Annotated in this window: 22 protein-coding genes; 18 read left to right on the top strand and 4 right to left on the bottom strand. The window is 76.4% G+C overall.

Annotation, left to right across the window (positions count from 1 at the left end):
- Window positions 1–41 precede the first annotated feature (41 nt).
- The 10 genes from glmS to SJY06_RS10255 all read left to right on the top strand — a co-directional run bounded on the left by glmS (window position 42) and on the right by SJY06_RS10255 (window position 10,455).
- Window positions 42–1,919 (top strand): glutamine--fructose-6-phosphate transaminase (isomerizing), encoded by a 1,878-nt coding sequence (gene glmS / locus SJY06_RS10210; protein WP_380167182.1) that lies wholly within the window; start codon window positions 42–44, stop codon window positions 1,917–1,919.
- A gap of 7 nt (window positions 1,920–1,926) precedes the next feature.
- A complete protein-coding gene (locus tag SJY06_RS10215) occupies window positions 1,927–2,319 on the top strand; it encodes a holo-ACP synthase (protein ID WP_380167184.1) in 393 nt (130 codons plus the stop codon).
- Complete coding sequence (locus SJY06_RS10220; protein WP_380167185.1) at window positions 2,316–4,007, top strand: bifunctional ADP-dependent NAD(P)H-hydrate dehydratase/NAD(P)H-hydrate epimerase; 1,692 nt, start codon at window positions 2,316–2,318, stop codon at window positions 4,005–4,007. The genes SJY06_RS10215 and SJY06_RS10220 overlap by 4 nt, the downstream gene beginning before the upstream one ends.
- Before the next feature lies 1 nt (window position 4,008).
- Window positions 4,009–5,310 carry an alanine racemase gene (gene alr, locus SJY06_RS10225; protein WP_380167187.1) on the top strand — a complete coding sequence of 434 codons (1,302 nt, stop codon included), beginning with the start codon at window positions 4,009–4,011 and terminating at the stop codon, window positions 5,308–5,310.
- A complete protein-coding gene (locus SJY06_RS10230) occupies window positions 5,304–6,503 on the top strand; it encodes an alpha/beta fold hydrolase (RefSeq protein ID WP_380167189.1) in 1,200 nt (399 codons plus the stop codon). Before alr ends, SJY06_RS10230 begins: the two co-directional genes overlap by 7 nt.
- Complete coding sequence (gene tsaE / locus SJY06_RS10235) at window positions 6,496–7,113, top strand: tRNA (adenosine(37)-N6)-threonylcarbamoyltransferase complex ATPase subunit type 1 TsaE (protein ID WP_380167191.1); 618 nt, start codon at window positions 6,496–6,498, stop codon at window positions 7,111–7,113. The genes SJY06_RS10230 and tsaE overlap by 8 nt, the downstream gene beginning before the upstream one ends.
- Window positions 7,107–7,820, top strand: a complete 714-nt coding sequence (tsaB, locus tag SJY06_RS10240) for a tRNA (adenosine(37)-N6)-threonylcarbamoyltransferase complex dimerization subunit type 1 TsaB (RefSeq protein ID WP_380167193.1) — start codon at window positions 7,107–7,109, stop codon at window positions 7,818–7,820. The genes tsaE and tsaB overlap by 7 nt, the downstream gene beginning before the upstream one ends.
- The gene (locus SJY06_RS10245) at window positions 7,817–8,395 is read left to right on the top strand and encodes a GNAT family N-acetyltransferase (protein WP_380167195.1); all 579 of its coding nucleotides are present in this window, start codon (window positions 7,817–7,819) and stop codon (window positions 8,393–8,395) included. Before tsaB ends, SJY06_RS10245 begins: the two co-directional genes overlap by 4 nt.
- Complete coding sequence (gene tsaD, locus SJY06_RS10250) at window positions 8,392–9,459, top strand: tRNA (adenosine(37)-N6)-threonylcarbamoyltransferase complex transferase subunit TsaD (protein ID WP_380167197.1); 1,068 nt, start codon at window positions 8,392–8,394, stop codon at window positions 9,457–9,459. Before SJY06_RS10245 ends, tsaD begins: the two co-directional genes overlap by 4 nt.
- Window positions 9,460–9,558: 99 nt before the next feature.
- Window positions 9,559–10,455 (top strand): PAS domain S-box protein, encoded by an 897-nt coding sequence (locus tag SJY06_RS10255; protein ID WP_380167199.1) that lies wholly within the window; start codon window positions 9,559–9,561, stop codon window positions 10,453–10,455.
- Window positions 10,456–10,470: 15 nt separating this feature from the next.
- Here SJY06_RS10255 and SJY06_RS10260 read toward each other — a convergent pair whose 3' ends face one another.
- Window positions 10,471–11,745: a hypothetical protein gene (locus SJY06_RS10260; RefSeq protein WP_380167201.1), complete on the bottom strand. Its 1,275-nt coding sequence runs from the start codon at window positions 11,743–11,745 to the stop codon at window positions 10,471–10,473.
- 228 nt (window positions 11,746–11,973) lie between these two features.
- Between SJY06_RS10260 and groES the strand changes: the two genes are divergently transcribed.
- Window positions 11,974–12,273 carry a co-chaperone GroES gene (gene groES, locus SJY06_RS10265; protein ID WP_336920765.1) on the top strand — a complete coding sequence of 100 codons (300 nt, stop codon included), beginning with the start codon at window positions 11,974–11,976 and terminating at the stop codon, window positions 12,271–12,273.
- 192 nt (window positions 12,274–12,465) lie between these two features.
- A complete protein-coding gene (gene groL, locus SJY06_RS10270) occupies window positions 12,466–14,088 on the top strand; it encodes a chaperonin GroEL (protein ID WP_380167203.1) in 1,623 nt (540 codons plus the stop codon).
- Between the two features lie 160 nt (window positions 14,089–14,248).
- Here the strand turns inward: groL and SJY06_RS10275 are convergent, their stop codons facing one another.
- Window positions 14,249–14,545: a WhiB family transcriptional regulator gene (locus tag SJY06_RS10275; protein WP_380167205.1), complete on the bottom strand. Its 297-nt coding sequence runs from the start codon at window positions 14,543–14,545 to the stop codon at window positions 14,249–14,251.
- Between the two features lie 255 nt (window positions 14,546–14,800).
- On the opposite strand from SJY06_RS10275, the gene SJY06_RS10280 reads away from it, so the two are divergent.
- The 6 genes from SJY06_RS10280 (at window position 14,801) to SJY06_RS10305 (ending at window position 21,751) form a co-directional block, all read left to right on the top strand.
- The gene (locus tag SJY06_RS10280) at window positions 14,801–16,066 is read left to right on the top strand and encodes a MerR family transcriptional regulator (protein ID WP_380167207.1); all 1,266 of its coding nucleotides are present in this window, start codon (window positions 14,801–14,803) and stop codon (window positions 16,064–16,066) included.
- Between the two features lie 84 nt (window positions 16,067–16,150).
- On the top strand, window positions 16,151–16,759 hold the full coding sequence (locus tag SJY06_RS10285) for a response regulator (RefSeq protein ID WP_380167209.1): 609 nt from the start codon (window positions 16,151–16,153) through the stop codon (window positions 16,757–16,759).
- Window positions 16,760–16,913: 154 nt separating this feature from the next.
- Complete coding sequence (gene shbA, locus SJY06_RS10290) at window positions 16,914–17,522, top strand: RNA polymerase sigma factor ShbA (protein WP_380167211.1); 609 nt, start codon at window positions 16,914–16,916, stop codon at window positions 17,520–17,522.
- Window positions 17,519–19,018: a hypothetical protein gene (locus SJY06_RS10295; RefSeq protein WP_380167213.1), complete on the top strand. Its 1,500-nt coding sequence runs from the start codon at window positions 17,519–17,521 to the stop codon at window positions 19,016–19,018. The genes shbA and SJY06_RS10295 overlap by 4 nt, the downstream gene beginning before the upstream one ends.
- Window positions 19,019–19,065: 47 nt before the next feature.
- On the top strand, window positions 19,066–20,583 hold the full coding sequence (guaB, locus tag SJY06_RS10300) for an IMP dehydrogenase (protein ID WP_380167215.1): 1,518 nt from the start codon (window positions 19,066–19,068) through the stop codon (window positions 20,581–20,583).
- A gap of 46 nt (window positions 20,584–20,629) precedes the next feature.
- Entirely contained in the window at window positions 20,630–21,751 is a 1,122-nt protein-coding gene (locus tag SJY06_RS10305) for a GuaB3 family IMP dehydrogenase-related protein (protein WP_380167217.1), read from the top strand.
- Here SJY06_RS10305 and glpK read toward each other — a convergent pair.
- Both glpK and SJY06_RS10315 read right to left on the bottom strand, forming a co-directional pair.
- On the bottom strand, window positions 21,736–23,295 hold the full coding sequence (glpK, locus tag SJY06_RS10310; RefSeq protein ID WP_380167219.1) for a glycerol kinase GlpK: 1,560 nt from the start codon (window positions 23,293–23,295) through the stop codon (window positions 21,736–21,738). The genes SJY06_RS10305 and glpK overlap by 16 nt on opposite strands.
- Window positions 23,296–23,301: 6 nt before the next feature.
- The gene (locus tag SJY06_RS10315; RefSeq protein ID WP_380167221.1) at window positions 23,302–24,072 is read right to left on the bottom strand and encodes an IclR family transcriptional regulator; all 771 of its coding nucleotides are present in this window, start codon (window positions 24,070–24,072) and stop codon (window positions 23,302–23,304) included.
- Window positions 24,073–24,140: the final 68 nt, after the last annotated feature.

A 24,140-nucleotide genomic window follows, 5' to 3' on the forward strand; every position in this document is an offset into this window, starting at 1 on the left:
TCGCACGGGACACCCCCGCGCTGCTCCTAGACTCCACACCCATGTGCGGAATCGTCGGAGTGACCGGTGGACAGGGAGCGCCCAAGGCGCTCGACGTGGTGCTCGGCGGTCTGCGACGGCTGGAGTACCGCGGCTACGACTCCGCGGGCGTGGCGCTGCTGGCCGACGACGGCATCCACGTGACCAAGCGCTCGGGCCGGCTGGGCCGCCTCGTCGAGGCGGTGACCACGGCCGAGACCGACGCCCCGGTGCCCGCCTTCGGCGCGCTGACCGGCATCGGCCACACCCGCTGGGCCACCCACGGCGGCCCGACCGACGCCAACGCCCACCCCCACCTGAGCGAGGACGCCCAGGTCGCGGTCATCCACAACGGCATCATCGAGAACTTCGCCAAGCTGCGGGCCGAGCTCACCGCCGCCGGGGTGACGCTGCTGTCGGAGACCGACACCGAGGTCGTCTCGCACCTGCTCGCCCGGCGCCTGGCCGAGGGCGGCACCGACCTGGCCGGCGCGATGCGCGAGGTCGTGCAGCGGCTCGAGGGCGCCTTCACGCTGCTGGCCGTGTGGCGCGGCCAGCCCGACGTCGTCGTCGGCGCGCGGCGCTCGTCCCCGCTGGTGGTCGGGGTCTCCGACGACGCCACCTACCTGGGCAGCGACGTGGCGGCGTTCATCGACCACACCCGCGAGGCCGTCGAGCTGGGCGAGGACCAGGTGGTCGAGGTCCGCCCGGACGGGTTCACCATCACCGACTTCGCGGGCAGCCCCGTCCAGGGCCGCCCCTACACCGTGACCTGGGACGCCGCCGCCGCCGAGAAGGGCGGCTACGCGACGTTCATGGCCAAGGAGATCGACGAGCAGCCCACCGCCGTGGCCGACACCCTGCGGGCGCGCTCGGACCTCGACGGCCGGCTCGTGCTGGACGAGATGCGCATCGAGGAGCAGGCGCTGGCCTCGGTTGAGAAGGTCGTCATCGTCTCCTGCGGCACCTCGTCCTACGCGGGCATGGTCGCCAAGTACGCCATCGAGCACTGGTCCCGGCTCCCGGTCGAGGTCGAGTACTCGCACGAGTTCCGCTACCGCGACCCGGTCATCGGCGCCCGCACCCTGGTCGTGGCCATCAGCCAGTCCGGCGAGACCATGGACACCCTGATGGCGGTCCGGCACGCCAAGCAGCTCGGGGCCACCGTCGTGGCCATCTGCAACACGCACGGCTCGACCATCCCCCGGGAGGCCGACGGTGTCCTCTACACCCACGCCGGGCCCGAGGTCGCCGTGGCCAGCACCAAGGCGTTCGTCGCCCAGATCACGGCCACGTACCTGCTGGGCCTGTACCTGGCCCAGGTGCAGGGGCGGATGGGGCCGGAGGCGATCAGCGACGTCCTCGCCGAGCTGCACGCCGTGCCGGCCAAGATCCAGACGGTGCTGGACAGCTCCGAGCACGTCCGCCAGATCGCCCGCTGGATGGCCGACACCCGCTCCGTGCTGTTCCTGGGCCGCCACGTCGGCTTCCCCGTGGCGCTCGAGGGTGCGCTCAAGCTCAAGGAGCTCGCCTACATCCACGCGGAGGGCTTCGCGGCGGGGGAGCTCAAGCACGGCCCGATCGCCCTCATCGAGCCGGGCCAGCCGGTGTTCGTCGTCGTGCCCAGCCCGCTGGGTCCGGACTCGATCCACAGCAAGGTCATCTCCAACATCCAGGAGATCCGCGCCCGCGGTGCCCGGACCATCGTCATCGCCGAGGAGGGCGACGAGGACGTGGTGCCGTACGCCGAGGAGGTCATCCGGGTGCCCCGCACGCCGCCGCTGCTCGCGCCGCTGGTCACCGTCGTGCCGCTGCAGGTCTTCGCCTGCGAGCTGGCCACGGCCAAGGGCCTCGACGTCGACCAGCCCCGCAACCTGGCCAAGAGCGTCACGGTCGAGTGACCCGGCCGTGATCGTCGGGGTGGGCACGGACGTCGTGGACATCGCCCGGTTCATGGCCCAGCTCCAGCGGGCCCCCGGGCTGAGGACGAGGTTGTTCACCCCGGCCGAGCGGAACCTGCCGCCGGCCTCGCTGGCGGCCCGCTTCGCGGCCAAGGAGGCCATCGCGAAGTCGCTGGGGGCTCCTGTGGGGCTGCGGTGGCACGACTGCACCGTCACCCGGGAGGTCGACGCCGCCCCCTCGGTCAGCGCCACGGGGACCGTGGCCGCCCGCATGGTGGAGCTCGGCGTGGCCCGGCTGCACCTGAGCCTGTCGCACGACGCCGGCATCGCCTCGGCAACCTGCATCGCCGAGGGCGAGCCGCGGACCACGGCGCCGGACGCGGCGGCGTCCGCCCCGTGAGCGGGGCGCCCGGCCCGGGGCCGGACGGGCTCGAAGGCCCGTACCTGCGCCCGGGCCACGCGGCCGCCGACGTGGCCGCGGCCGACGCCGTCCGCCTGGCGCAGGGGGCGGACCTGATGGCCGTGGCCGCCTCGGCCCTGGCGTGCGCGTGCACCACCCGGCTGCGGCGGGTGCGCGGCCGCGTGGCGGGCGCCCGGGTCGTGCTGCTGGTCGGTGCGGGCAACAACGGCGGGGACGCCCTGCTGGCCGGCGAGCGGCTGCGCCGTCGCGGGGTGGGGGTGACGGCCCTGCTGTGCTCGGGCGGCCACCACGGCCCGGGGGCGCTGGCGCTGCGGCGGGCCGGGGGGGTCCTGCTGCAGGTCCCCGCCGAGCCCGGGACGACTGAGCCCGGGACGACTGAGCCCGGGACGACTGAGCCCGGGACGACCGAGCCCGGGACGACCGGTCCCGGGGCGGCCGGGCTGCCGGCCGCCGCCGTCCGGGCGCTCGAGCAGGCGGACCTTCTCGTCGACGGCCTGCTCGGCATCGGCGCACGGGGCGCGGTCCGGGGGGCCGGCGGGCGGGTGCTGGCCTGGTGCGGCGGCGCCGACGGGGATCGCCGGCCGCCGTCGGTGGTCGCCTGCGACCTGCCCAGCGGCCTGGACCCGGACACCGGGCGCACCTCCGGTCCGGTGCTGGCGGCCGACGTGACGGTGACCTTCGGCGCGGCCAAGACGGGGCTGCTGCTGCCCTGGGCCCGCCCGCTGGTGGGCGAGGTGCAGGTCGTGGACCTGGGGCTGGCACCGCACCTGCCGCCGGCGGCGCTGCACCGGCTCGACGTCGGCGCCGGTGAGGCCTCGGCCCTGCTCGCCGGGGCCTGGCCGTGGCCGTGGCACCGGGCCGACAAGTACTCCCGCGGCGTGCTGGGGGTGGCGGCCGGCGAGCCGGCCTACCCCGGGGCAGCCGTGCTGTGCGCCGGGGCAGCCGTCCGGGCCGGCGCGGGGATGGTGCGTCTCGTCCCGCCCGAGGGGGCGCCCGACCTGGGCCGGCTGGTGCTCCAGGCCGTCCCCGAGGTGGTGGTGCAGGCGCTGCCGGCCGTCGGCCGGGTGCAGGCCTGGGTCGTGGGACCCGGCACCGGGGGCGAGGCCGACGCGCGGACCGACGCCGTGCTGCGTGACGCCGACGAGCCGGCCGTGGTGGACGCGGGGGCCCTGGTGCGCCTGGCCGAGGCGCTGGCCGCCGGTCGGCTGCGGGCCCCCGGGCGGCTGCTGCTGACCCCGCACGCGGGGGAGCTGGCCCGGCTGCGGGACGCCCTGGGGCTGGCCGGCGGCGACGGCGACGACGACGGCGACGACGACGGTGGGACGCCGTGGTCCCGGGCCCGCGAGGTCGCCGCCGCCACCGGGGCCACCGTGCTGCTCAAGGGCCCCGACACCCTCGTCGTGGCGCCCGACGGCCGCACGGTCGTGGTCCCGGGCGGCCCCCCGGCCCTGGCGACCGCGGGGGCGGGCGACGTCCTGGCCGGGGTGGCGGGGACGCTGCTGGCCGCGGGGCTGGCCCCGCTGCCGGCGGGGGTGCTGGCCGCCCACGTGCACGCGGTGGCCGCCCACGTGGCCGGGGGCGGCGGGCCGCTGCGGGCCTCGGCGGTCGCCGACGCGGTGCCGGGGGTGCTGGCGGGTGCACACCCCGACGCCTGGGACCATGGGTGACGTGACGGCACGAGCGACAGCGACCCCGGACGTCCCGGTCCCCGGTGCGTCCGCGGGCACCACGGCGGGCGCACCCGGCGCCGACGAGGTCCGCGGCACGGACGTGGGCACCGGGCAGGTGGTGGTGGACCTCGACGCGGTGGCCTCCAACGTCGGCTCGATGACCCGTCGCACGGGACGCCCCCTGCTCGCGGTGGTCAAGGCGGACGCCTACGGGCACGGCCTGGTGCAGGTCGCGCGCGCCGCGCTGGCCGGCGGGGCCGCCTGGCTCGGCGTCGCCCAGCTCGACGAGGCGCTGCGGCTGAGGGCGGCCGGCGTCGACGCCCCGCTGCTGGCCTGGCTGCTGTCGGTGGAGCCCGCCCCGGTCGCGGCGGCGCTGCGGCAGCAGGTGACGCTGGGCCTGTCGCACGCCGGGCAGCTGGACGTCGTCCTGGACGCGGCGCGGGCCAGCGGCCAGGTGGCCGACGTCCACGTCAAGGTGGACACGGGCCTGCTGCGCAACGGCGTGCCCATGGCCGAGCTGCCGGCCTTCGCTCGCGCGCTGGCCGAGGCGGAACGGGCCGGCCTGGTCGCCGTGGGCGGCGTGTTCAGCCACCTGGCCTGGGCGGACTCGCCCGGCCACGCCACGGTCGACCGGCAGGCCCGGCTGTTCGCCGAGGCGGTGGACGTCGTCCGGGCGGCCGGGCTGGCCCCTACCTGGCGGCACCTGTCCAACTCGGCCGCGACCCTGACCCGCCCCGACCTGCACCTGGACCTGGTCCGGCCGGGCCTGGCCGTGTACGGCCTGTCCCCGGTGCCCGACATCGCGGGCCCGGCCGAGCTGGGCCTGCGCCCGGCCCTGAGCCTGCGCACGCGCCTGGTGCTGACCAAGCCCGTCCGCGCGGGGGAGGGCGTGTCCTACGGGCACGCCTGGACCGCACCGCATGACACCGTCCTGGGGCTCGTGCCGCTGGGCTACGCCGACGGGCTGCCGCGCTCGGCCACCGGCCGGGCCCAGATGTGGCTGGCCGGTCGCCGGGTGCCCGTCGTCGGCCGGATCTGCATGGACCAGGTGGTGCTCGACCTCGGTCCCGGGGCCGCGGACCAGGTCGGTGACGAGGTGGTGGTGATGGGGGCCGGCGAGCTCGGCGAGCCCACCGCCGAGGACTGGGCCGTGGCCGCCGGGACCATCAGCTACGAGATCGTGGCCCGGCTCGGCTCGCGGCTGCCGCGTCGCTGGGTGGGCCGGGGGGAGCCGCTGCTGACCGAGGTCGAGCCGGCCCTGCTGGACCTGGCCCCGGTGACCGGGGGCGAGACGTGGTGACGGCGCCCGCGCCCTGGCGCCTGATCGGGCTCGGCGCCGGCCTGGCCGCGGCCGGTGCCGGGGTCGCGGCGGGGATTACGGTCGACCGCGTGCGCTCGCGCCGGGCCCGGGCCGAGGCGGTGTTCGACCGGGAGGGCCTGGCCCTGCTGGGCACCGTGCACGGCGAGGAGTACGAGCTGCACACCGAGGACGGGGCGCGGCTGCACGTCGAGGTCGACGAGCCGGGCCCGCGCGCGGCGGGCACCGAGCCGCCCCTGACCGTGGTCCTGGTCCACGGCTACGGCCTGAGCAGCCAGTCCTGGCACTTCCAGCGGCTGGCCCTGCGGGGCCGCTACCGCGTGGTGACCTACGACCAGCGCGGGCACGGCCGCTCCGAGGCCGGGCCCCGCGGCTCGGCCCGCATCCCGGTGCTGGCCGGTGACCTCGAGGCCGTCCTGCACGCCCACGTGCCCGAGGGTCCCGTGGTCCTGGTCGGTCACTCCATGGGCGGCATGACCGTGATGAGCCTGGCCAGCCGGCGCCCGGAGCTGTTCGGCAGCCGCATCCACGCGGTGGGGCTGGTGGCCACCAGCGCCGGCGACCTGTCGTCCCTGGACTTCGGCCTGCGCGGCGGCGAGGCCGTCACCCGGGTCGCGCCGAACCTGCTCGCCCTGCTGGCCCGGCAGCCCCAGCTGGTCCTGCGCGGGCGCCGGATGGTCGCCGACGTCGAGCGGCTGATCGTGCGGCGGTGGTCCTTCGCCTCGCCCGTCCCGCCCGAGCTGACCCGGTTCGTGGCCAAGATCATCTCCGACACCAGCCTCGACGTGGTCTCCGACTTCCTGCCCGGCTTCAGCGAGCACGACGAGCGCGAGGCCCTGTCGGTGCTCGACGGCCTGGAGACGCTCGTGCTGGTGGGCGACAGCGACCGGATGACCCCGCCCCGGCACTCCGAGGCCATCGTGGCCGCGCTGCCCCACGCCGAGCACGTCGTGGTCCGGCAGGCCGGGCACCTGGTGATGCTCGAGCACCCCGACGTCGTCACGGGCCACCTGCTCGACCTGGTCTCCCGCGCCCTGCGCGTGGTGCGCGCCGACTCCCGGGCCGCACCGCGACGACGGGGCCGGGCGGCCGCGGCCGTGCAGCGCCTGGTCAAGCGGCCGGTGGACCCCCGGGACGGACGGGTGGCCCGGCAGGAGGTCGAGCGCGGTGCCTGAGGCGGCGACGACCCGGGTGCTCTGCCCCTCGGCGGCGGCCACCCGGCGCCTGGGTCAGGCGCTGGGCCACGAGCTGGTCGGGGGCGACGTGGTCGTGCTGACCGGCGACCTCGGGGCGGGCAAGACCACGTTCGTGCAGGGCCTGGCGCGCGGGCTCGGCGTGACCGCCCCCGTCACGTCGCCGACGTTCGTCCTGGCCCGGCACCAGCGGACCGACCCGGCCGGGCCCCGGCCCGACGGGCCCGACCTGGTCCACGTCGACGCCTACCGGCTGGCCGGGGCCCTGGAGCTGGACGACCTGGACCTCGACTCCGACCTGGACCACGCCGTCGTCGTCGTCGAGTGGGGCCACGGCCTCGCGGAGCGGCTGAGCCCGCGCCGGGTCGAGGTGACGATCGACCGGGACGGCACGCCGTCCGACGGTGCCGCGGGTCCCGGGGACGGCGCGGGCGACGGCGTGGGCGACGGCGTGGGAGACGGCACCGGTGACGAGCCGCGCCGCATCACCGTCGTCGTCGTCGGGGACCACCCCCGCCTGGGCCCCGGCGCCCTGCTGGTCGCCGCGCGGCGGGCCGACCCCGAGCACACCGACCTGGAGGCACCGTGCTGATCCTCGCCCTGGACACCTCGACCCCCGTGGTGTCGGTGGCGCTGCTGGGCGCCGACGACGACCCCGCCCGCCCCCTGGCGGCGCGCCGGGTCGAGGGCGGCAACCGGCCCGCCGAGCTGCTGGCCCCCGCCGTCAGCGAGGTGCTGGCCGAGGCGGGGGCCCGCCCGGCCGACCTGACCGCGGTCGCGGCCGGCGTCGGACCAGGCCCGTTCACGGGGCTGCGGGCCGGTCTGGTGACCGCGCGCGCGCTGGCCCACGTGGTCGGCGTGCCCGTGCACGGCGTGTGCAGCCTGGACGCCCTGCACGCGGCCGTGGTCGCCGCCGGGGGGCCGGCCTCGGCCGTCGTGGCCACGGACGCGCGCCGTCGCGAGGTGTACTGGGCCCGGTACCGGGACGGCCGGCGCCTGGGCGAGCCCCAGGTCGGCAGCCCGGCCGTGTGCGCCGCGGCGGCCGTCGCGGCGGGCGTCCCCGTCCTGGGCAGCGGGGCCCGGCTGTACACCGACGCCCTGGTCGGGGCCTTCGCCCAGGTCGTCACCGCGGCCGCCGACGGCACGGTGCTGCCGGGCACCCCCGACGCCGCCTGGGTCGCCGCCCTGGCCCGGGCGAGCGCCGCCGGCACCGGCCTGCAGCCGCTGCCGCCGGAGCCGCTGTACCTGCGCCGCCCCGACGTGCAGGAGCCCGGTACCCCGAAGCGGGTCGGCGGGTGAGCGCGGCCGTCGTCCGGACCGGGGCGGTCGCGTCCGGGCCCCGGGGACCGGTCCTCGCGCCGCGCCCGATGCGCTGGTGGGACCTGGACGCCGTCATGGCGGTCGAGCAGCCGTCGTTCGGTCCCGACGCCTGGACCCGCGAGGGCTTCCTGTCCGAGCTGGCCGAGCGGGGGAGCCGGACCTACCTGGTCCTGCCCCGGGACGCGGCGGGCGCCGGGGGGGCGGTCCCCGGTCCGCTGCTGGGCTACGTGGGCGTGGCCGCCCACGGCCCCGACGCCGACGTGCAGACCCTGGCCGTCGACCCCGGCCGTCGGGGCGGGGGGCTGGGTCGGTGCCTGGTCGACCTGGCCCGGGCGGCGGCGGCCGCCGCCGGGGCGCGACGGCTGGGTCTGGAGGTGCGGGAGGACAACGTGGCCGCGCAGGCGCTGTACCGCTCGGCCGGGTTCCGGCCGCAGGGGCGACGTCCGGGCTACTACGCCCCGACCGAGCCCGGTGGGCCACGGACCACGGCCGTGCTGATGCAGGCGGACCTCGGGCCCGCGGACCTCGGGGAGCCCGGGCAGGCCGACCGGTGAGCGCGCGTCCGGACGGGCCCCTGGTGCTCGGCATCGAGACCTCCTGCGACGAGACCGGGGTGGGCCTGGTCGTGGGGCACACGCTGCTGGCCGACGCCCTGGCCAGCAGCGTGGACGAGCACGCCCGCTTCGGCGGCGTCGTGCCCGAGGTCGCCAGCCGCGCCCACCTGGAGGCCGTTCTGCCGACGCTGGACCGGGCCCTGGAGCTCGCCGGGGTCCGGCTGCAGGACGTCGACGCGGTCGCGGTGACCAGCGGACCGGGCCTGGCCGGTGCCCTCGTGGTCGGCGTGGCGGCGGCCAAGGCCCTCGCCCTGGGGCTGGGGCGTCCGCTGTACGGCGTCAACCACCTGGCGGCCCACGTGGCCGTCGACACCCTGGAGCACGGCCCGCTGCCCGAGCCCGCGATCGCGCTGCTGGTGTCGGGCGGGCACTCGAGCCTGCTGCGGGTCGACGACGTGACGGCCGACGTCGACGTGCTGGGCAGCACGCTGGACGACGCGGCGGGCGAGGCGTTCGACAAGGTCGCGCGCCTGCTCGGCCTGCCGTTCCCGGGCGGACCGCACGTGGACCGGGTGGCGCGCGACGGCGACCCGGCCGCCATCCGCTTCCCGCGGGGCCTGACCGGGGCCGGCGCGGTGGCCCGCGACGGCACCGACCACCGCGACGACTTCTCGTTCTCCGGGCTCAAGACCTCGGTGGCGCGCTGGGTCGAGCGGGCCCGGGACGAGGGGCGCGACGTGCCGGTCGCCGACGTCGCGGCCTCGTTCCAGGAGGCCGTGGTCGACGTGCTGAGCGCCAAGGCCGTCGCGGCCTGCCGCCGCGAGGGCGTCGAGCACCTGCTGCTGGGGGGCGGCGTGTCGGCCAACAGCCGGTTGCGCGCCCTGGTGCAGCAGCGCGCCGAGGCCGCGGGGCTGCGGGTCCGCGTGCCGCGTCCGGGGCTGTGCACCGACAACGGCGCGATGGTCGCCGCGCTGGGCAGCATGCTCGTCGCCGCGGGCCGCGAGCCGTCACCGCTGGGCCTGGGCACCGACCCGTCGATGCCGGTCACCAGCATCCAGGGCTGAGCGGGGCGGGCGGCCCCGGCCCGCCCGGGTCCTCGGCCGACCGGCTGACGGGCGGGCCGGGGGGTCAAGACGGGCCCCGAGCCGGCCGACGATCCCGAGGTGCAGCTGGACCCGGGCCTGGAGCGGCTCATGGCGGTGTTCGACCGGACGTCGGTCGCCATGGGCCTCGTCGCCGTCGACGGCAGCTGGCTGCGGTTCAACGACCGGCTCTGCGAGCTGCTGGGGGCCGACCGGGCCACCGTGGCCGCGCGCCTGCCCCGTGACCTGATCCACCCCGAGGACCGCCCGGCGGCCGTGGAGGCCACCGCCCGCCTGCTGCGCGGCGAGGTGGGCTCGGTCGACGCCGAGCGCCGCTACCTGCGCGCCGACGGCCGGCCGCTGCGGGCCCGGGTGACCACGACCGTCGTGGTGGGCGCCGACGGCACGCCCGACTGCCTGCTCACCCAGCTCGTCGCGGTGGCGGGGCCGGCGGCCGAGGCCGCCGGGCACCGGGACCCCGGGACGGGAGCGGTCACGCTGCCGGCGCTGACGGCCCACGTCCACCTGGCCCAGCAGCGGCTGCGACGCAGCGGCGGCCAGCTGGTGCTCGTCACGCTGGACGTGGCCGACGTCGACCCGGGGACCAGCCGGGGCACGCGGGTGCTGGCCTGCCTGGTGCAGCGGACGACGGCCGCGCTGCGGGGCTCGGACCTGGTCGGACGCACGGGCCCGCTCCGCCTGGTCGCCTGCTGCGAGGACCTGCGCAGCGACGCCGACGTCGAGGTGGTCCTGGCCCGGCTGCTGGCCAGCACGTCACGCCCGCTGGAGGTCGCGGGCGAGGTGCTGCAGGTGAGGACGACGGTGTCGGTCACGGTGTCGACGCCCGACGAGCCCGCCCACGAGCTGGTGTCCCGACCGGGCTGGCCCGTCTCGCCCGCCGGGCCGGGCCCGGGGGCCGAGGTCCCCGACCAGCGCGGCGGTCGGCGGGCGCGACGGCGCGCGGCCTCCTCGCTCTGAGCCTGCCGTCCGGTCTCAGGGACCCGGCAGCGGCGCCACGACCAGCACGACGCGCTCGTCGCCGCGGCGGGTCAGCACCACGGTGGCCTCGCCGTCGCCCTCCAGGCGCAGCGCCCGGCGCAGCTCCTCGGGGTCGATCGGGCTGCCCCGTCGCTTGACGGTCACCCGGCCCACGCCGTGCTCGCGCAGGTGGGCCCGCAGCCGCTTGAGGCCCCACGGCAGCACCGCCTGCACGGCGTAGGAACGGGCCCACACCGTCGGCACGTGCTCGTCACCGGTCACGTAGGCGATCATCGGGTCGATGAGCCGGCCGCCGACCTCGGCCGCGACGTGGCCCACCAGGCCCGCCCGGATGACGGCACCGTCCGGCTCGTACAGGTAGGCGCCGACCTCGCCGACCGCCGCCTCCGGCAGCCCGGCGTCGCTGAGCGTCCCCGCCTCCTGCACCTGGACGGTGGCCTCGCCGTCGGGGCCGGCGGAGCCCACGCTGCGCAGCACGGTCGCGCTGCGCCGCACGCCGGTGGTGGCCGCCGAGCCCCACCAGAGCACGGCCTCGACGACGTCGCCGTCGACCGACGTCCAGGCGGCGGTCCAGCCGGCCGCGGGGCCGTCGGGCTCGACCAGGTCGCGCTCGATGCCGGGCGCGACCTTGACGCCGACGGCACCCACCCCGGTGCCGGGCAGCGACAGGGCCCACGACAGGGGAGGCGACCACTGCTGCGGGTCGAACAGCCGCCGGCCGTCCCGGCGCCGGGCGGGGTCGACCCACGCCGCGTCGACCCCGCCCGGCGTGCCCGGGCGGGCCACGGGCAGCGGGTCGGGGAAGTCGGTGACGTCGGCCAGGTGGACGCGGGCGCGCTCGAAGTGGCGCAGGTTGACGGTCGCGACGGCCGCGGTGGTCTCGTCCCGCTCGACCGCGTCGACCGCCAGGTCCATCCCGGCCATGGCCATGGCGTCCACCCCGATGCCGCAGCCCAGGTCGACCACCCGGGTGGCGCCGCCGCGCCGGAACCGGTCGGCGTGCCGCGCGGCCACCGGCAGCCGGGTGGCCTGCTCCAGGCCCTCGGTGGTGAACAGCATCCCGGCGGCGAAGGCACCGACCTTGCCCCGGGCCGCGGCCCGCAACCGGGACTGCGTGAGCGCCGCCGCGACGGTGGCCGCGGGCTGGCCGGCCTCGCGCAGCCGGCTGCCCAGGCCCAGGGCGGCCGCGGCGTCGTAGGGCGGCAGGGCCTCCAGCAGCGCCCAGCCCTCGGGACGCAGCAGCGGGGCCACGTCCTCCTCGGCGGTCATCCCCCGATCCTGCCAGGCCCGCCGGAGCCACCTGGACGGGCTCGTCTCTGGCACTCAGGTTGACCGAGTGCTAAGCCCTGGCTAGTGTCGTTTCTGGCACTCGACGGCATCGGGTGCCAATCGCCTGACGACGGGTCGGCACCCGCGACGACGTCCCGTCCACGGCGGACCCAGACCGCTTCGGTCGACCACTCGGTCGGCCGGCAAGTCGCGAAAGAGAGGCATTACGTGGCTGTCTCCATCAAGCCGCTCGAGGACCGGATCGTCGTCCAGACGCTCGAGGCCGAGCAGACGACCGCCTCCGGGCTGGTCATCCCCGACACCGCCAAGGAGAAGCCCCAGGAGGGCAAGGTCCTGGCGGTCGGCCCGGGTCGCTTCGACGAGGACGGCGAGAAGCGCATCCCGCTCGACGTCCAGGTCGGCGACACCGTGCTGTACAGCAAGTACGGCGGCACCGAGGTCAAGTACGGCGGCGAGGAGTACCTGATCCTCTCCGCGCGCGACGTCCTCGCCGTCATCGAGAAGTGAGCTGAGCGCGACCTCACGGTCGTGACGCAGCGACGACGCCGCCCCGGCCCCAGTGGTCGCGGGCGGCGTCCGTCGCTGGCCACCGCACCACCCCGCGAGGCGGCCGGACCCGGTCCTGCCCCCGTCGCCCTCGGGCCTGCTCCGCAGCGCCCGTCACGAGTCAGTTCCCCCAGCGCCACCACCAGGAGTCTCATGTCCAAGAGCCTGTCCTTCGACGAGTCCGCGAGGAAGTCGCTCGAGCGCGGTGTCGACGCCCTCGCCGACGCCGTCAAGGTGACCCTCGGCCCCAAGGGCCGCAACGTCGTCCTCGCCAAGTCCTTCGGTCCGCCCGTGATCACGAACGACGGCGTCACCATCGCCCGTGAGATCGAGCTCGAGGACCGCTACGAGAACCTCGGCGCGCAGCTGGCCAAGGAGGCTGCGACCAAGACCAACGACGTCGCGGGCGACGGCACCACCACCGCGACCGTCCTGGCGCAGGCCATGGTCCACGAGGGCCTGCGCAACGTCGCCGCGGGCGCCTCGCCCGGTGGCCTCAAGCGGGGCATGGACGCCGCCGTCGCCGCCCTCGAGGCGCGCCTGGACGACATCGCCGTCGAGGTCACCGACTCCGCGTCGGTCGCCCACGTCGCCACCGTCTCCGCCCAGGACCCGTCGGTCGGCGAGACGCTGGCCGAGGCGTTCGACAAGGTCGGCCGCGACGGCGTCATCACGGTCGAGGAGGGCTCCACCACCGGGGTCAGCCTCAACTTCACCGAGGGCATGCAGTTCGACAAGGGCTACCTGAGCCCCTACATGGTCACCGACACCGAGCGCATGGAGGCGGTCCTCACCGATGCCCACGTGCTGCTGGTCGGCGGCAAGATCTCCACCGTCAAGCAGCTGCTGCCGCTGATGGAGAAGGTCCTGCAGACCTCCAAGCCGCTGTTCGTCGTCGCCGACGACATCGAGGGCGAGGCCCTGTCCACGCTGGTCGTCAACAAGATCCGCGGCACGTTCACCGCCGTGGCCGTTAAGGCCCCCGGCTTCGGCGACCGCCGCAAGGCGATGCTGCAGGACATGGCCGTGCTGACCGGCGCGCAGGTCGTCACCTCCGACGTCGGTCTCGACCTGGAGCAGGTCGGCCTCGAGGTGCTGGGCTCCGCCCGTCGCATCGTCGTCACCAAGGACGAGACCACCGTGATCGACGGTGGCGCCGACGCCTCCGAGGTGTCCGCCCGGGTCGGCCAGATCAAGGCCGAGATCGAGCGCACCGACTCCGACTGGGACCGCGAGAAGCTCCAGGAGCGCCTCGCCAAGCTGTCCGGTGGCGTCGTGGTCATCGAGGTCGGCGGCCACACCGAGGTCGAGGTCAAGGAGCGCAAGCACCGCGTCGAGGACGCGGTGTCGGCCACCCGGGCCGCCATCGAGGAGGGCATCGTCGCCGGCGGCGGCTCCGCCCTCGTCCACGCCCGCACCGCGCTCGAGGGCGACCTCGGTCGCACCGGTGACGAGGCCGTCGGTGTCGCGATCGTGCGGCGCGCGGTGAGCCGCCCGCTGTGGTGGATCGCCTCCAACGCGGGTCACGAGGGCTCCGTCGTCGTCGACAAGGTCGCGGCGCTGCCCCCGGGCCAGGGCCTGGACGCGGCCACGGGCGAGTACGGCGACCTGATCGCGGGCGGCATCGTCGACCCGGTCAAGGTCACCAAGGCCGCCCTGCGCAACGCGGCGAGCATCGCCGCGATGGTCCTCACCACCGAGGCCCTCGTCGTGGACAAGCCGGAGCAGTCCGAGGACGCCGGTCACAGCCACGGCGGTCACGGTCACTCGCACTGACCTGACCTGAGCACGCAGAAGGCCCCCACCGGATTCCGGTGGGGGCCTTCTGCGGTCTGTGTTCAGCGGGACGTCCTGTGCTCAGCGGGACGAGGCGCCGTGGCCGCCGAACGCCCCGCAGGAGCGCCGCAGCGGCGGTCCTGGCGGGGCGGTTGGCGGGTCAGCTGACGGCGGCGAGCTTGCGTCCGCGCGAGTAGGCCGCCTCGCGCTCGTCCTCGGTCATGCCGCCCCACACGCCGTAGGGCTCGCGCACGGCGAGGGCGTGCTCGCGGCACTGCACCATCACGGGGCAGGCCTGGCAGATGGCGACCGCCGCCGCGTCCCGGTTGCGACGGGCCGGGCCGCGCTCGCCCTCGGGGTGGAAGAACAGGGACGTCTCCTCTGCGCGGCAGGCGCCGTCCATCTGCCACTCCCAGACCTCGGCGATGGGTCCGGGGAGTCGTGAGATCTCGGCCATGTTTCCTCCTGCTGCGTCGAAGCGTCCTCGCGGTCGACCGGCCGGATCAAGGCGACTCCGGTGTCGTTCGCTCGTGCTGAACAACTTAGCAATCGCTTCAGACATTGTTCAAGGTGTCCGGCAAGTTGTTCTGAATCGATCACTACCCCGTCCGGCCGCACTTCAACCCTGGATCTACCCCCCAAACCGGTCGGCTGACCGGTTCCTGGCCCGGTTGCGCATGCGATCACCGGCCGAGGTCGTCACAATCGCTCCATGGTTGAGGCACCCGTGGGTCGACGAGGCGGTGAGCAGGTCCCGCGACCGATGCTGACCGTGGCCGCCGTGGCCCGGCGTCTCGGGGTGGCGCCGGCGACGCTGCGCACCTGGGACCGGCGGTACGGGCTGGGTCCGTCGGAGCACACGGCCGGCTCGCACCGGCGGTACTCGGGGGTCGACGTCGCCCGCCTCATGGTCATGCGGCGGCTCACCCTGGACGGGGTGCCGCCGTCGGAGGCGGCGTCCATCGCCCGGGTCAGCGACGTCGACGGGGAGGTGGTCCTCGCCAGCGTCACGACCCTCGCCTCGCGACCGGTCCCCGTGGGCGGTCCGGCCGCGCCCGTGGCCGACGGGACGCCCGACGGGGCCGAGCCGGTCGCCCCCGACGACCTGCTGGGACCCGACGACCTGCTGGGACCCGACGACCTGCTGGGCCCTGACGACGTCCTGGGCCCTGACGACGTGCTGGGCGCCGGCGTGCTGGGTGCCGACGAGCTGTCGGGGGCCGACGACCTGCCAGGGGCCGACGACCTGCTGGGGGGCGGCGTGCCGGGCCCGGGCGAGCGCGCCCACCTCGGCCCGGCCCGTACGGGCGACCGCCCGGCCGGGCGCCCCGCGCGCGCCGGAGGGGGCCGCGTGGTGTCCCTGCCCGACGGCACCCCGGCGGCCCGTGGGCTGGCCCGGGCGGCCATGAGCCTGGACTCCCACGAGTGCATCCGCCTGGTCCGGCAGCACGTCGAGCGGCACGGCACGGTCTCGACCTGGGACCACCTGATCTCACCGGTCCTGGTGGCCCTGGGGGAGCGGTGGCGCACGACCGGGACCGGGGTCGAGGTCGAGCACGTGCTGAGCGAGAGCATCCTGTCGAGCCTGCGGACGGTGTCCGCCGGGCTGCGCCACCCCCGCAACAGCCGGCCCGTGCTGCTGGCCGCGGCCGAGCACGAGCAGCACGGCCTGCCGCTGCACGTGCTCACCGCGTCCCTGGCCGAGCAGGGGGTCTCGTCCCGGCTGCTGGGCGTCCGGGTGCCCCGCACGGCCCTCGCGGCCGCCATCCGGCGCAGCGGCCCGGCCGTGGTCTTCGTGTACGCCCACATGCGTGTGGCGCAGCCGGAGCAGCTGGACGAGCTGCCCCGGCTGCGCCCGAGCCCGCTGCTGCTGCTCGGTGGCCCGGGGTGGAACGGGGTCGACACCCCGCCCGGGGCGGAGCGCGTCGACGACCTGGGTCAGGCCACGGAGCGCATCGCCGCCGCCGTGGGTGCCTGAGCCGGGCCGACGCTCAACCACGGGCGACGTCCTGCCGATAGGTCCCTCGGAGCACCCACCCGGGTGCGGATGAGGAGTTCCCTGGTGGCCACCGTCCTGGTAGTCGACGACACCCCGATCGTGCGCGAGCAGCTGCGCAGAGCGGTCGCGGGCCTGCCCGGCATCACCCGGGTGGTCGGCGCGGCCTCCGGGGAGGAGGCGCTGTCCCGCTGGCCCGTCGAGCGTCCCAGCGTGGTCCTGCTCGACGTGCGCATGCCCGGGATCGGCGGGGTCGAGACCGCCAAGCGGCTGCTCACCCGCCACCCCGAGGCCAACGTGCTCATGACCACCATGGCCGAGGACGCCGACGGCCTGGCCCGTGCCGTGGCCGCCGGGGCCCGCGGCTACGTCGTCAAGGACGCCAGTCCCGAGGAGCTGTCCATCGCGCTCGCGGCCGCCCTGAGCGAGGCCGCCCGTCGCCAGGTCCCGGCCCAGTCCCGGGGTCGCGCCGGGGCCGGCGTGCAGCTGACCGAGCGCGAGGTGCAGGTGCTGGACGGCATGTCCCGCGGCTGCAGCAACGCCGCCATCGGGCGCGAGCTGTTCCTGTCCGAGGACACCATCAAGACCCATGCGCGCCGGCTGTTCCGCAAGCTGGACGCCGCGGACCGGGCCCAGGCCGTGGCGGCCGGGTTCCGCCTCGGGCTCGTCCGCTGAGGTGACCCCCGGCCGTCGTCCGGCCGGGCGGTAGTCTCCTGCGACCACCCGGGGCGGGTGGACCCGCGGGGATCGGAGCCGGCATGGCAGCTCGTCGAGGTGTCGGCCCACGGCCACTGCGGCCGGGTCTGTAACGGCGGGCGGGGTTCGTCCGATGTCCGGTCTGGAGTCCCACGACCTCGTCGAGGACGACGGGAGGGGCCTGTGGTCCCGCCTCGTGGTCCGCGCCGTGGCGGGGGAGTCCGATGCGATCGAGACCTTGATCACCGGCGTCCGGCAGCGTGTCCACCGGTACTGCAGGGCCCGGTTGCGCGGTTACCCCGGCGCCGACCAGGCCGCCGACGACGTGGCTCAGGAGGTGTGTGTCGCCGTGCTGACGGCCCTGCCGACCTACACCGACACCGGGCGCCCGTTCGAGGCCTTCGTCTTCCGGGTCGCGGGGTACAAGGTCGCCGACGCCCAGCGCGCGCTGCTGGGCCGCGAGCAGCCCACCGACGAGCTGCCGGACGGCCCCAGCCACGCCCTGGCGGACAGCCCGGAGCAGACCGCGGTCGTGCTCTCGGAGGCCGACCGCGTGACCAGGCTGATGGAACGGCTGCCCGGCCAGCAGCGTGAGGTGCTGGTGCTGCGCGTGGCCGTCGGGATGTCGACGGAGGAGACCGCGGCCGCGCTCGGCACCACCACGGGCTCGGTGCGGGTCATCCAGCACCGGGCGCTGACGAGGCTGCGGGCGATGCTGGCCGAGGACGGGACGGACTCGTGACCCGGCCACCGCCGAGGCTGCTCGGTGCGGGCGGCCCGGGGCGCCCGTCACCGGTCGGCGAGGCCGCCTCGCTGGCCGCCGTGCGCCGCTCCGACGAGCTCGTCGACCGGCTCGCCCACCGTCACGTCGGGTCCCACGACGACGGGTCCCACGACGACGGGTCCCGGGCCGGGCACCCGGACGGCACGGCCCCGGAGCACGCCCGGCCCGACGACGCGCTCGTACGGGCGCTGGACGGCTGGGTCGCCACGATCGACGACGAGGTGATGCTGGCGCTGGCCGCCCGCGGTGCCGTGCTCGGCCGGACGGAGGCAGCGGCACCGGTGGGCACGGTCGTCGTCGACCGCCCGGACCCGGCGGGGGAGCCGGTCCGCGCCGCGGTGGCCGCGGGGTCCCGGACCGGACGCCCCGTCGCGTCCCGGCTGCCCTGGCGGGTCGTGTCCGCCTCGGCCGCCGCGGTCATCGCCGTGCTGGCCGTGGGCGTGGGGCTCCAGGACGCCGCGCACCAGGGTCCGGGCGCCCGGACCGTGGCCGAGTCGGTGGAGTCGGTCGAGGCCACGCTGGTCGCCTCGATGCTGGCCGCCGAGTCCGGCGACGTGGCGGGGGCGCGCGTCCTGCTCGAGCAGGCCCGGAGCCTGGTGGCCGCGCTGCCGGAGGACCAGCGCGTGGTGTGGGAGACCGCGCTCGGGCACACCGAGCGCGGCCTGCTCAGCGCCGAGGCCGCGATCCGCTCCGGCCGTCCGGTCCCGGACCTGGTGGGGCTGGTGCCCGGTGCGTCGTCGGTCGTCGGGGCCGAGGGGTACCTGGGCGACGTCGGGTTGGAGCGGCTGGGCCGGCCGGACCCGGCCGCTGACCCCGCCGGTACCGGGGACCGCCCGGTCGGGGACGGCGCCCAGGCGGGCGGCAACGGCAACGGGAACGGCAACGGGAACGGCGGCGGCAACGGGAACGGCGACGACGGTGCCGTCCCCGGTGCGCCCGCGGCCGGCGGGTCCGGCGACGGGCAGGTCGGGACCGCCCCGGTCGACCCGGGGACGACCCCCGGGCGGCAGGACCCGCGGCCCGACCGGGGCGTCGGGGCCAGCCCGGAGACCCGCCCCGGCACACCCGCGGCGACCCGGCCGACGACCCCGCGGGGCGGTACCCCGGCCCGGCCGACCTCGACCCCCTCGTCCGGCACGTCGGCCACGCCCGAGCCGACGGCCGTCCCGGAGAGCACGGCCCCGCCCGCGGACCGACCGACCGGCCGGCCCACCGACCGGCCGGGGCGGACCCCCCAGCGACCGACGGCCCCGGCCACCGAGCCCGGCGCCACGGTCACGACGACCGTCACCACCCCGGCCACCCCGGCCACGACCCCCCGCCGCCCGGACGCGCCGGCCCGGCGCGCCGCACCGTCGGCGGCCCCGGTTGCCCCGGACGGCGGTCAGGTCGAGCGCGCGGTCCCGGGGTCCCGGTCGTCCGGGGCGGGGGGAGCCTCGCCGCGGCGACCGTGACGCCGGCGGCGGGTCGGGCCGCACCACGGAGCGCCTACCATCGACCCGTGGTCACCGAGCCTTCCGAGCCCGCCCTGCACGACCCGTTCGCCACCGTCGGCCTGACGTACGACGACGTCCTGCTGCTGCCGGGCGAGAGCGACGTCGTGCCCAGCGCCGCCACCACCCGGTCGCGGGTGTCCCGGCGGATCAGCGTCGAGGTGCCCCTGCTGTCCAGCGCCATGGACACCGTGACGGAGTCCCGGATGGCCATCGCCATGGCGAGGCAGGGCGGCCTGGGCGTGCTGCACCGCAACCTGTCGGCCGAGGACCAGGCGCAGCAGGTCGACCTGGTCAAGCGCTCCGAGGCCGGCATGGTGAGCCACCCCGTGACGACGAGCCCCTCGGCCACGCTGCGCCAGGTGGACGAGCTGTGCGGCCGCTACCGGGTCAGCGGTCTGCCGGTCGTGGACGAGGCCGGTGTCCTCCTCGGCATCGTGACCAACCGCGACCTGCGCTTCGAGTCCGACCACAGCCGGCCCGTGCACGAGGTCATGACCCGCATGCCGCTGGTGACCGCGCCGGTGGGCACCGCCCCGGAGCAGGCCATGGCGCTGCTCGCGGCGCACAAGATCGAGAAGCTGCCGCTGGTGGACGACGGCGGCCGGCTCCGGGGCCTGATCACCGTCAAGGACTTCACCAAGCGGGAGAAGTACCCGCTGGCCACCAAGGACGACTCCGGCCGCCTGCGCGTGGCCGCCGCCATCGGCATCTTCGAGGACGCCTGGAAGCGTGCCCAGCTGCTGGTGGAGGCCGGGGTCGACCTGCTGGTGGTCGACATGGCCCACGGGCACAGCAAGGCCGTGCTGGAGATGATCCGGCGGCTCAAGGCCGAGCCGTCGGTCGCCCACGTCGACGTGGTGGGCGGCAACGTCGCCACCCGCGCCGCGGCCCAGGCCCTGGTCGACGCCGGGGTCGACGGGGTCAAGGTCGGGGTGGGGCCCGGCTCGATCTGCACCACCCGGGTGGTGGCCGGGGTGGGTGTGCCGCAGGTGACCGCGATCCACGAGGCCGCCAAGGCGTGCGGCCCCGCCGGCGTGCCGGTGATCGGCGACGGCGGGCTGCAGTACTCCGGCGACATCGCAAAGGCGCTGGTCGCCGGCGCGGACACCGTGATGCTGGGCTCCCTGCTGGCCGGCTGCGAGGAGAGCCCGGGCGAGCTGGTGTTCGTCAACGGCAAGCAGTACAAGTCCTACCGGGGCATGGGCAGCCTGGGCGCGCAGCAGACCCGGGCCGGGGCGCGGTCGTTCTCCAAGGACCGCTACTTCCAGAACGACGTCGTCGCCGACGACGAGTTCGTCCCCGAGGGCGTCGAGGGCCAGGTGCCCTACCGCGGGCCGCTGGCCGCGGTGGCGCACCAGCTGGTCGGCGGCCTGCGGCAGTCGATGTTCTACGTGGGCGCCGAGGACGTGGGCATGCTCAAGGCCAACGGCCGCTTCGTGCGGATCACCTCCGCCGGGCTCAAGGAGTCCCACCCGCACGACATCCGGATGACCAACGAGGCCCCCAACTACACCGTGCGCTGACGCGGGCCGGCCACGGCCGCGGCCCGGGGCTCGCTAGGGTGCGCGGGTGAACGAGCTGGAGATCGGACGGGCCAAGCGCGGCCGCAGGGCCTACTCGCTGGACGACGTGGCCATCGTGCCCTCGCGCCGGACCCGTGACCCCGAGGACGTGTCGACCGCCTGGCAGATCGACGCCTACCGGTTCGAGCTGCCGCTGCTGGCGGCCCCGATGGACTCGGTGATGAGCCCGGCCACCGCGGTCGAGGTCGGCCGGCTCGGCGGGCTCGGCGTGCTGGACCTGGAGGGCCTCTGGACCCGCTACGAGGACCCCGAGCCGCTGCTGGCCGAGATCGCCGGGCTGGACGCCGAGGCCGCGACGACGCGGATGCAGCAGATCTACGCCGCGCCGGTGCGTCCCGACCTGGTCGCGGCCCGGATCGCCGAGGTCCGCGCCGCCGGGGTGACCGTCGCCGGGGCGCTGAGCCCGCAGCGGACGCAGGAGCTCTGGCAGACCGTGGCCTCGGCCGGGGTCGACCTGTTCGTCATCCGCGGCACCACCGTGTCGGCCGAGCACGTGTCGGCCCGCAGCGAGCCGCTCAACCTCAAGCGGTTCATCTACGAGCTCGACGTGCCGGTCATCGTCGGCGGGGCCGCCACCTACACCGCGGCGCTGCACCTGATGCGCACCGGGGCGGCCGGGGTGCTGGTCGGCTTCGGCGGCGGGGCGGCGCACACGACCCGGCAGACCGTGGGCATCCACGCCCCGATGGCCACGGCCGTCGCCGACGTCGCGGCCGCGCGCCGGGACTACATGGACGAGTCCGGCGGGCGCTACGTGCACGTCATCGCCGACGGCGGGCTGGGCCGCAGCGGCGCCATCGTCAACGCCGTGGCCTGCGGGGCGGACGCGGTCATGCTCGGCACGGCGCTGGCGCGGGCCGACGAGGCGCCCGGCCGTGGCTGGCACTGGGGCCCGGAGGCGCACCACCCGGTGCTGCCGCGCGGGGAGCGGGTCCACGTGGGCACGGTCGCCCCGCTGGCCGAGATCCTGCTGGGCCCGGGCCGCAGCGCCGACGGGACCAGCAACCTGTTCGGGGCGCTGCGTCGGGCGATGGCCACCACCGGCTACCTCGACGTCAAGGAGTTCCAGCGCATCGAGATGGTCGTCTCGCCCTACCGCCCCGGCTGAGCCGACGGCGCCCCGCCGTCGTGGGACGACGGCTCCCGCGACCAGCCGAAGCTGTGCTGCACGGCCCGGGTCCAGTCCTCGTGGCCCCGGGCCACGGCGGCGGGGTCGGCGTGCGGCAGCCACTCCCCGGCCCGGTGCCAGTTGCGGCGCAGCCCCTCCAGGTCCGGCCACCAGCCCACCGCGAGGCCCGCCGCGTACGCGGCACCGAGGGAGACCGTCTCGCTCACCATCGGTCGCACCACCGGCACGCCCAGGACGTCGGCCACGGTCTGCATGAGCAGGTTGTTGCTCGTCATCCCGCCGTCGACCCGCAGCGACGTCAGCCGCAGCCCGGAGTCGGCGTCCATGGCGTCGACCACGTCCCGGGTCTGCCAGGCGGTGGCCTCCAGCACCGCCCGGGCCAGGTGCGCCCGGGTGACGAACGAGGTCAGGCCGACGACGACGCCGCGGGCGTCGGGGCGCCAGTGCGGGGCGAACAGGCCGGAGAACGCGGGGACGATGTAGCAGCCGCCGTTGTCCGGCACGCTCAGCGCCAGGCCCTCGATGTCGGGGGCGGTGGCGATCATGCCGAGGCCGTCGCGGAACCACTGCACCAGCGACCCCGTCACCGCGATCGCCCCCTCCAGGGCGTACGCGGCCGGCTCGTCGCCGATCTGGTAGGCCACGGTGGGCAGGGTGCCGTGCTCGGCCGTGACCGGGGTGGCGCCGGTGTTTATGAGCACGAAGCTGCCGGTGCCGTAGGTGCACTTGGCCTCACCGGGGGCGAAGCAGGTCTGCCCGAACAGCGCCGCCTGCTGGTCGCCCAGCGCCGCCGCGACGGGCACCCCGGGCAGCACCTCGGCCACCGGGCCCCCGGTCAGGCCGTACACCTCGGCCGAGGAGCGGATCTCGGGCAGGATCTGCATGGGCACCCCCATGGCCTCGCACAGCGCGGGCGACCAGTGCCGGCCGGCCAGGTCCATGAGCATGGTCCGGCTGGCGTTGGTGACGTCGGTGACGTGGACCCCGCCGTCGGGGCCGCCGGTCAGGTTCCACACCAGCCAGCTGTCGACCGTCCCGAACAGGACGTGGCCCGCGGCCGCGGCGTCGCGCAGCCCGGGGGTGGCGTCCAGCAGCCACGCGATCCGGGGCCCGGCGAAGTACGTGGTCAGCGGCAGGCCGCAGACGTCGCGGAACCGGTCCCTGCCGCCGTCGGCGGCCAGCTCCTCGACCCGGGCCTCCGTCCGCAGGTCCTGCCACACCACCGCGTGGCCGTACGGCTGCCCGGTGCGGGGGTCCCACAGCACCGTCGTCTCCCGCTGGTTGGCGATGCCCAGCGCCACGACCTGCCCCGGTCCGGCCCCCACGTCCTGGACGGCCTCGCCGACCACCCGCAGCACGTTGCGCAGGATCTCCTGCGCGTCGTGCTCGACCCAGCCGGGGCGTGGCAGGTGCTGGCGGTGCTCGCGCTGCGCGACGGCGGCCAGCCGGCCCGCGTGGTCGAACAGGATGCAGCGGGTCGACGTCGTGCCCTGGTCCACGGCGGCGACGTAGCGGTCAACCACGGCGCGTCACGACTGCAGCTGCCGGGTCAGCGTGGCGGCGACCTCGCGCACCTGGCGCACGTACCGCTCGCGCACCGCACCGCGGCCGTCGCAGACCCGGTCGCCCGGCCCGGACAGCCCCACGGCCGCGACGACGAGCCCACCCCGGCCGCGTACCGGGGCGGCCACCGCCGCGGTGCCCGGCCGGTAGGTGCCGACGGCCGTGGCCAGCCCACGCCGGCGGACCTCCGTCAGGACCGGACGCAGGTCGGCGGCGGGGTCGTCGGCCCCGGACCGCCCGCGGGCCTCGGCCGTCGCGGCGGCCAGCCGGGCCGCCGCCGTCGGGTGGAAGGCCAGCAGCGCTCGCCCCAGCGCCGTCCTCGTGGCGGGCAGCACCTGCCCGGTCTGCAGCGTCTGCGGGCTGCCGTCGGGGCGGAACACGTGGTGGACGACCTCGACGCCGTCGGCCGTGAGCATGCCCACCCGGACGGTCTCGCCGGTGCGGGCCGCCAGGGTGTCGGCCCAGTTGGTCGTGACCGAGCGCAGGGCGTGCCGGTCCAGCGGGGTGCCGGTGCCGTCGGACAGCGAGGTCAGGGCCGGCCCCACCCGGTAGCGCGCGGTCCGCTCGTCCTGCTCGACGAAGCCGACGTCCACCAGCGTGCGCAGGATGCCGTGGGCCGTGCCCTTGGCCAGGCCCAGGGCACCGGCGACCTCGTTCAGGGTGAGGTGGCGGGGACCGGCCGCGAGCAGGCGGAGCACGGCCGCCCCCCGCTCGATGGACTGGATCGACCCCGGCACAGCGGAAGGCTAGGGCGTCGCCCGGACCCCCGCAGGGCGACCGTTCGACAATGCCGACCTGTCCGGGT

Source organism: Jannaschia sp. R86511, assembly GCF_042466345.1.
GTDB lineage: Bacteria > Actinomycetota > Actinomycetes > Actinomycetales > JBBAYJ01 > Aquipuribacter.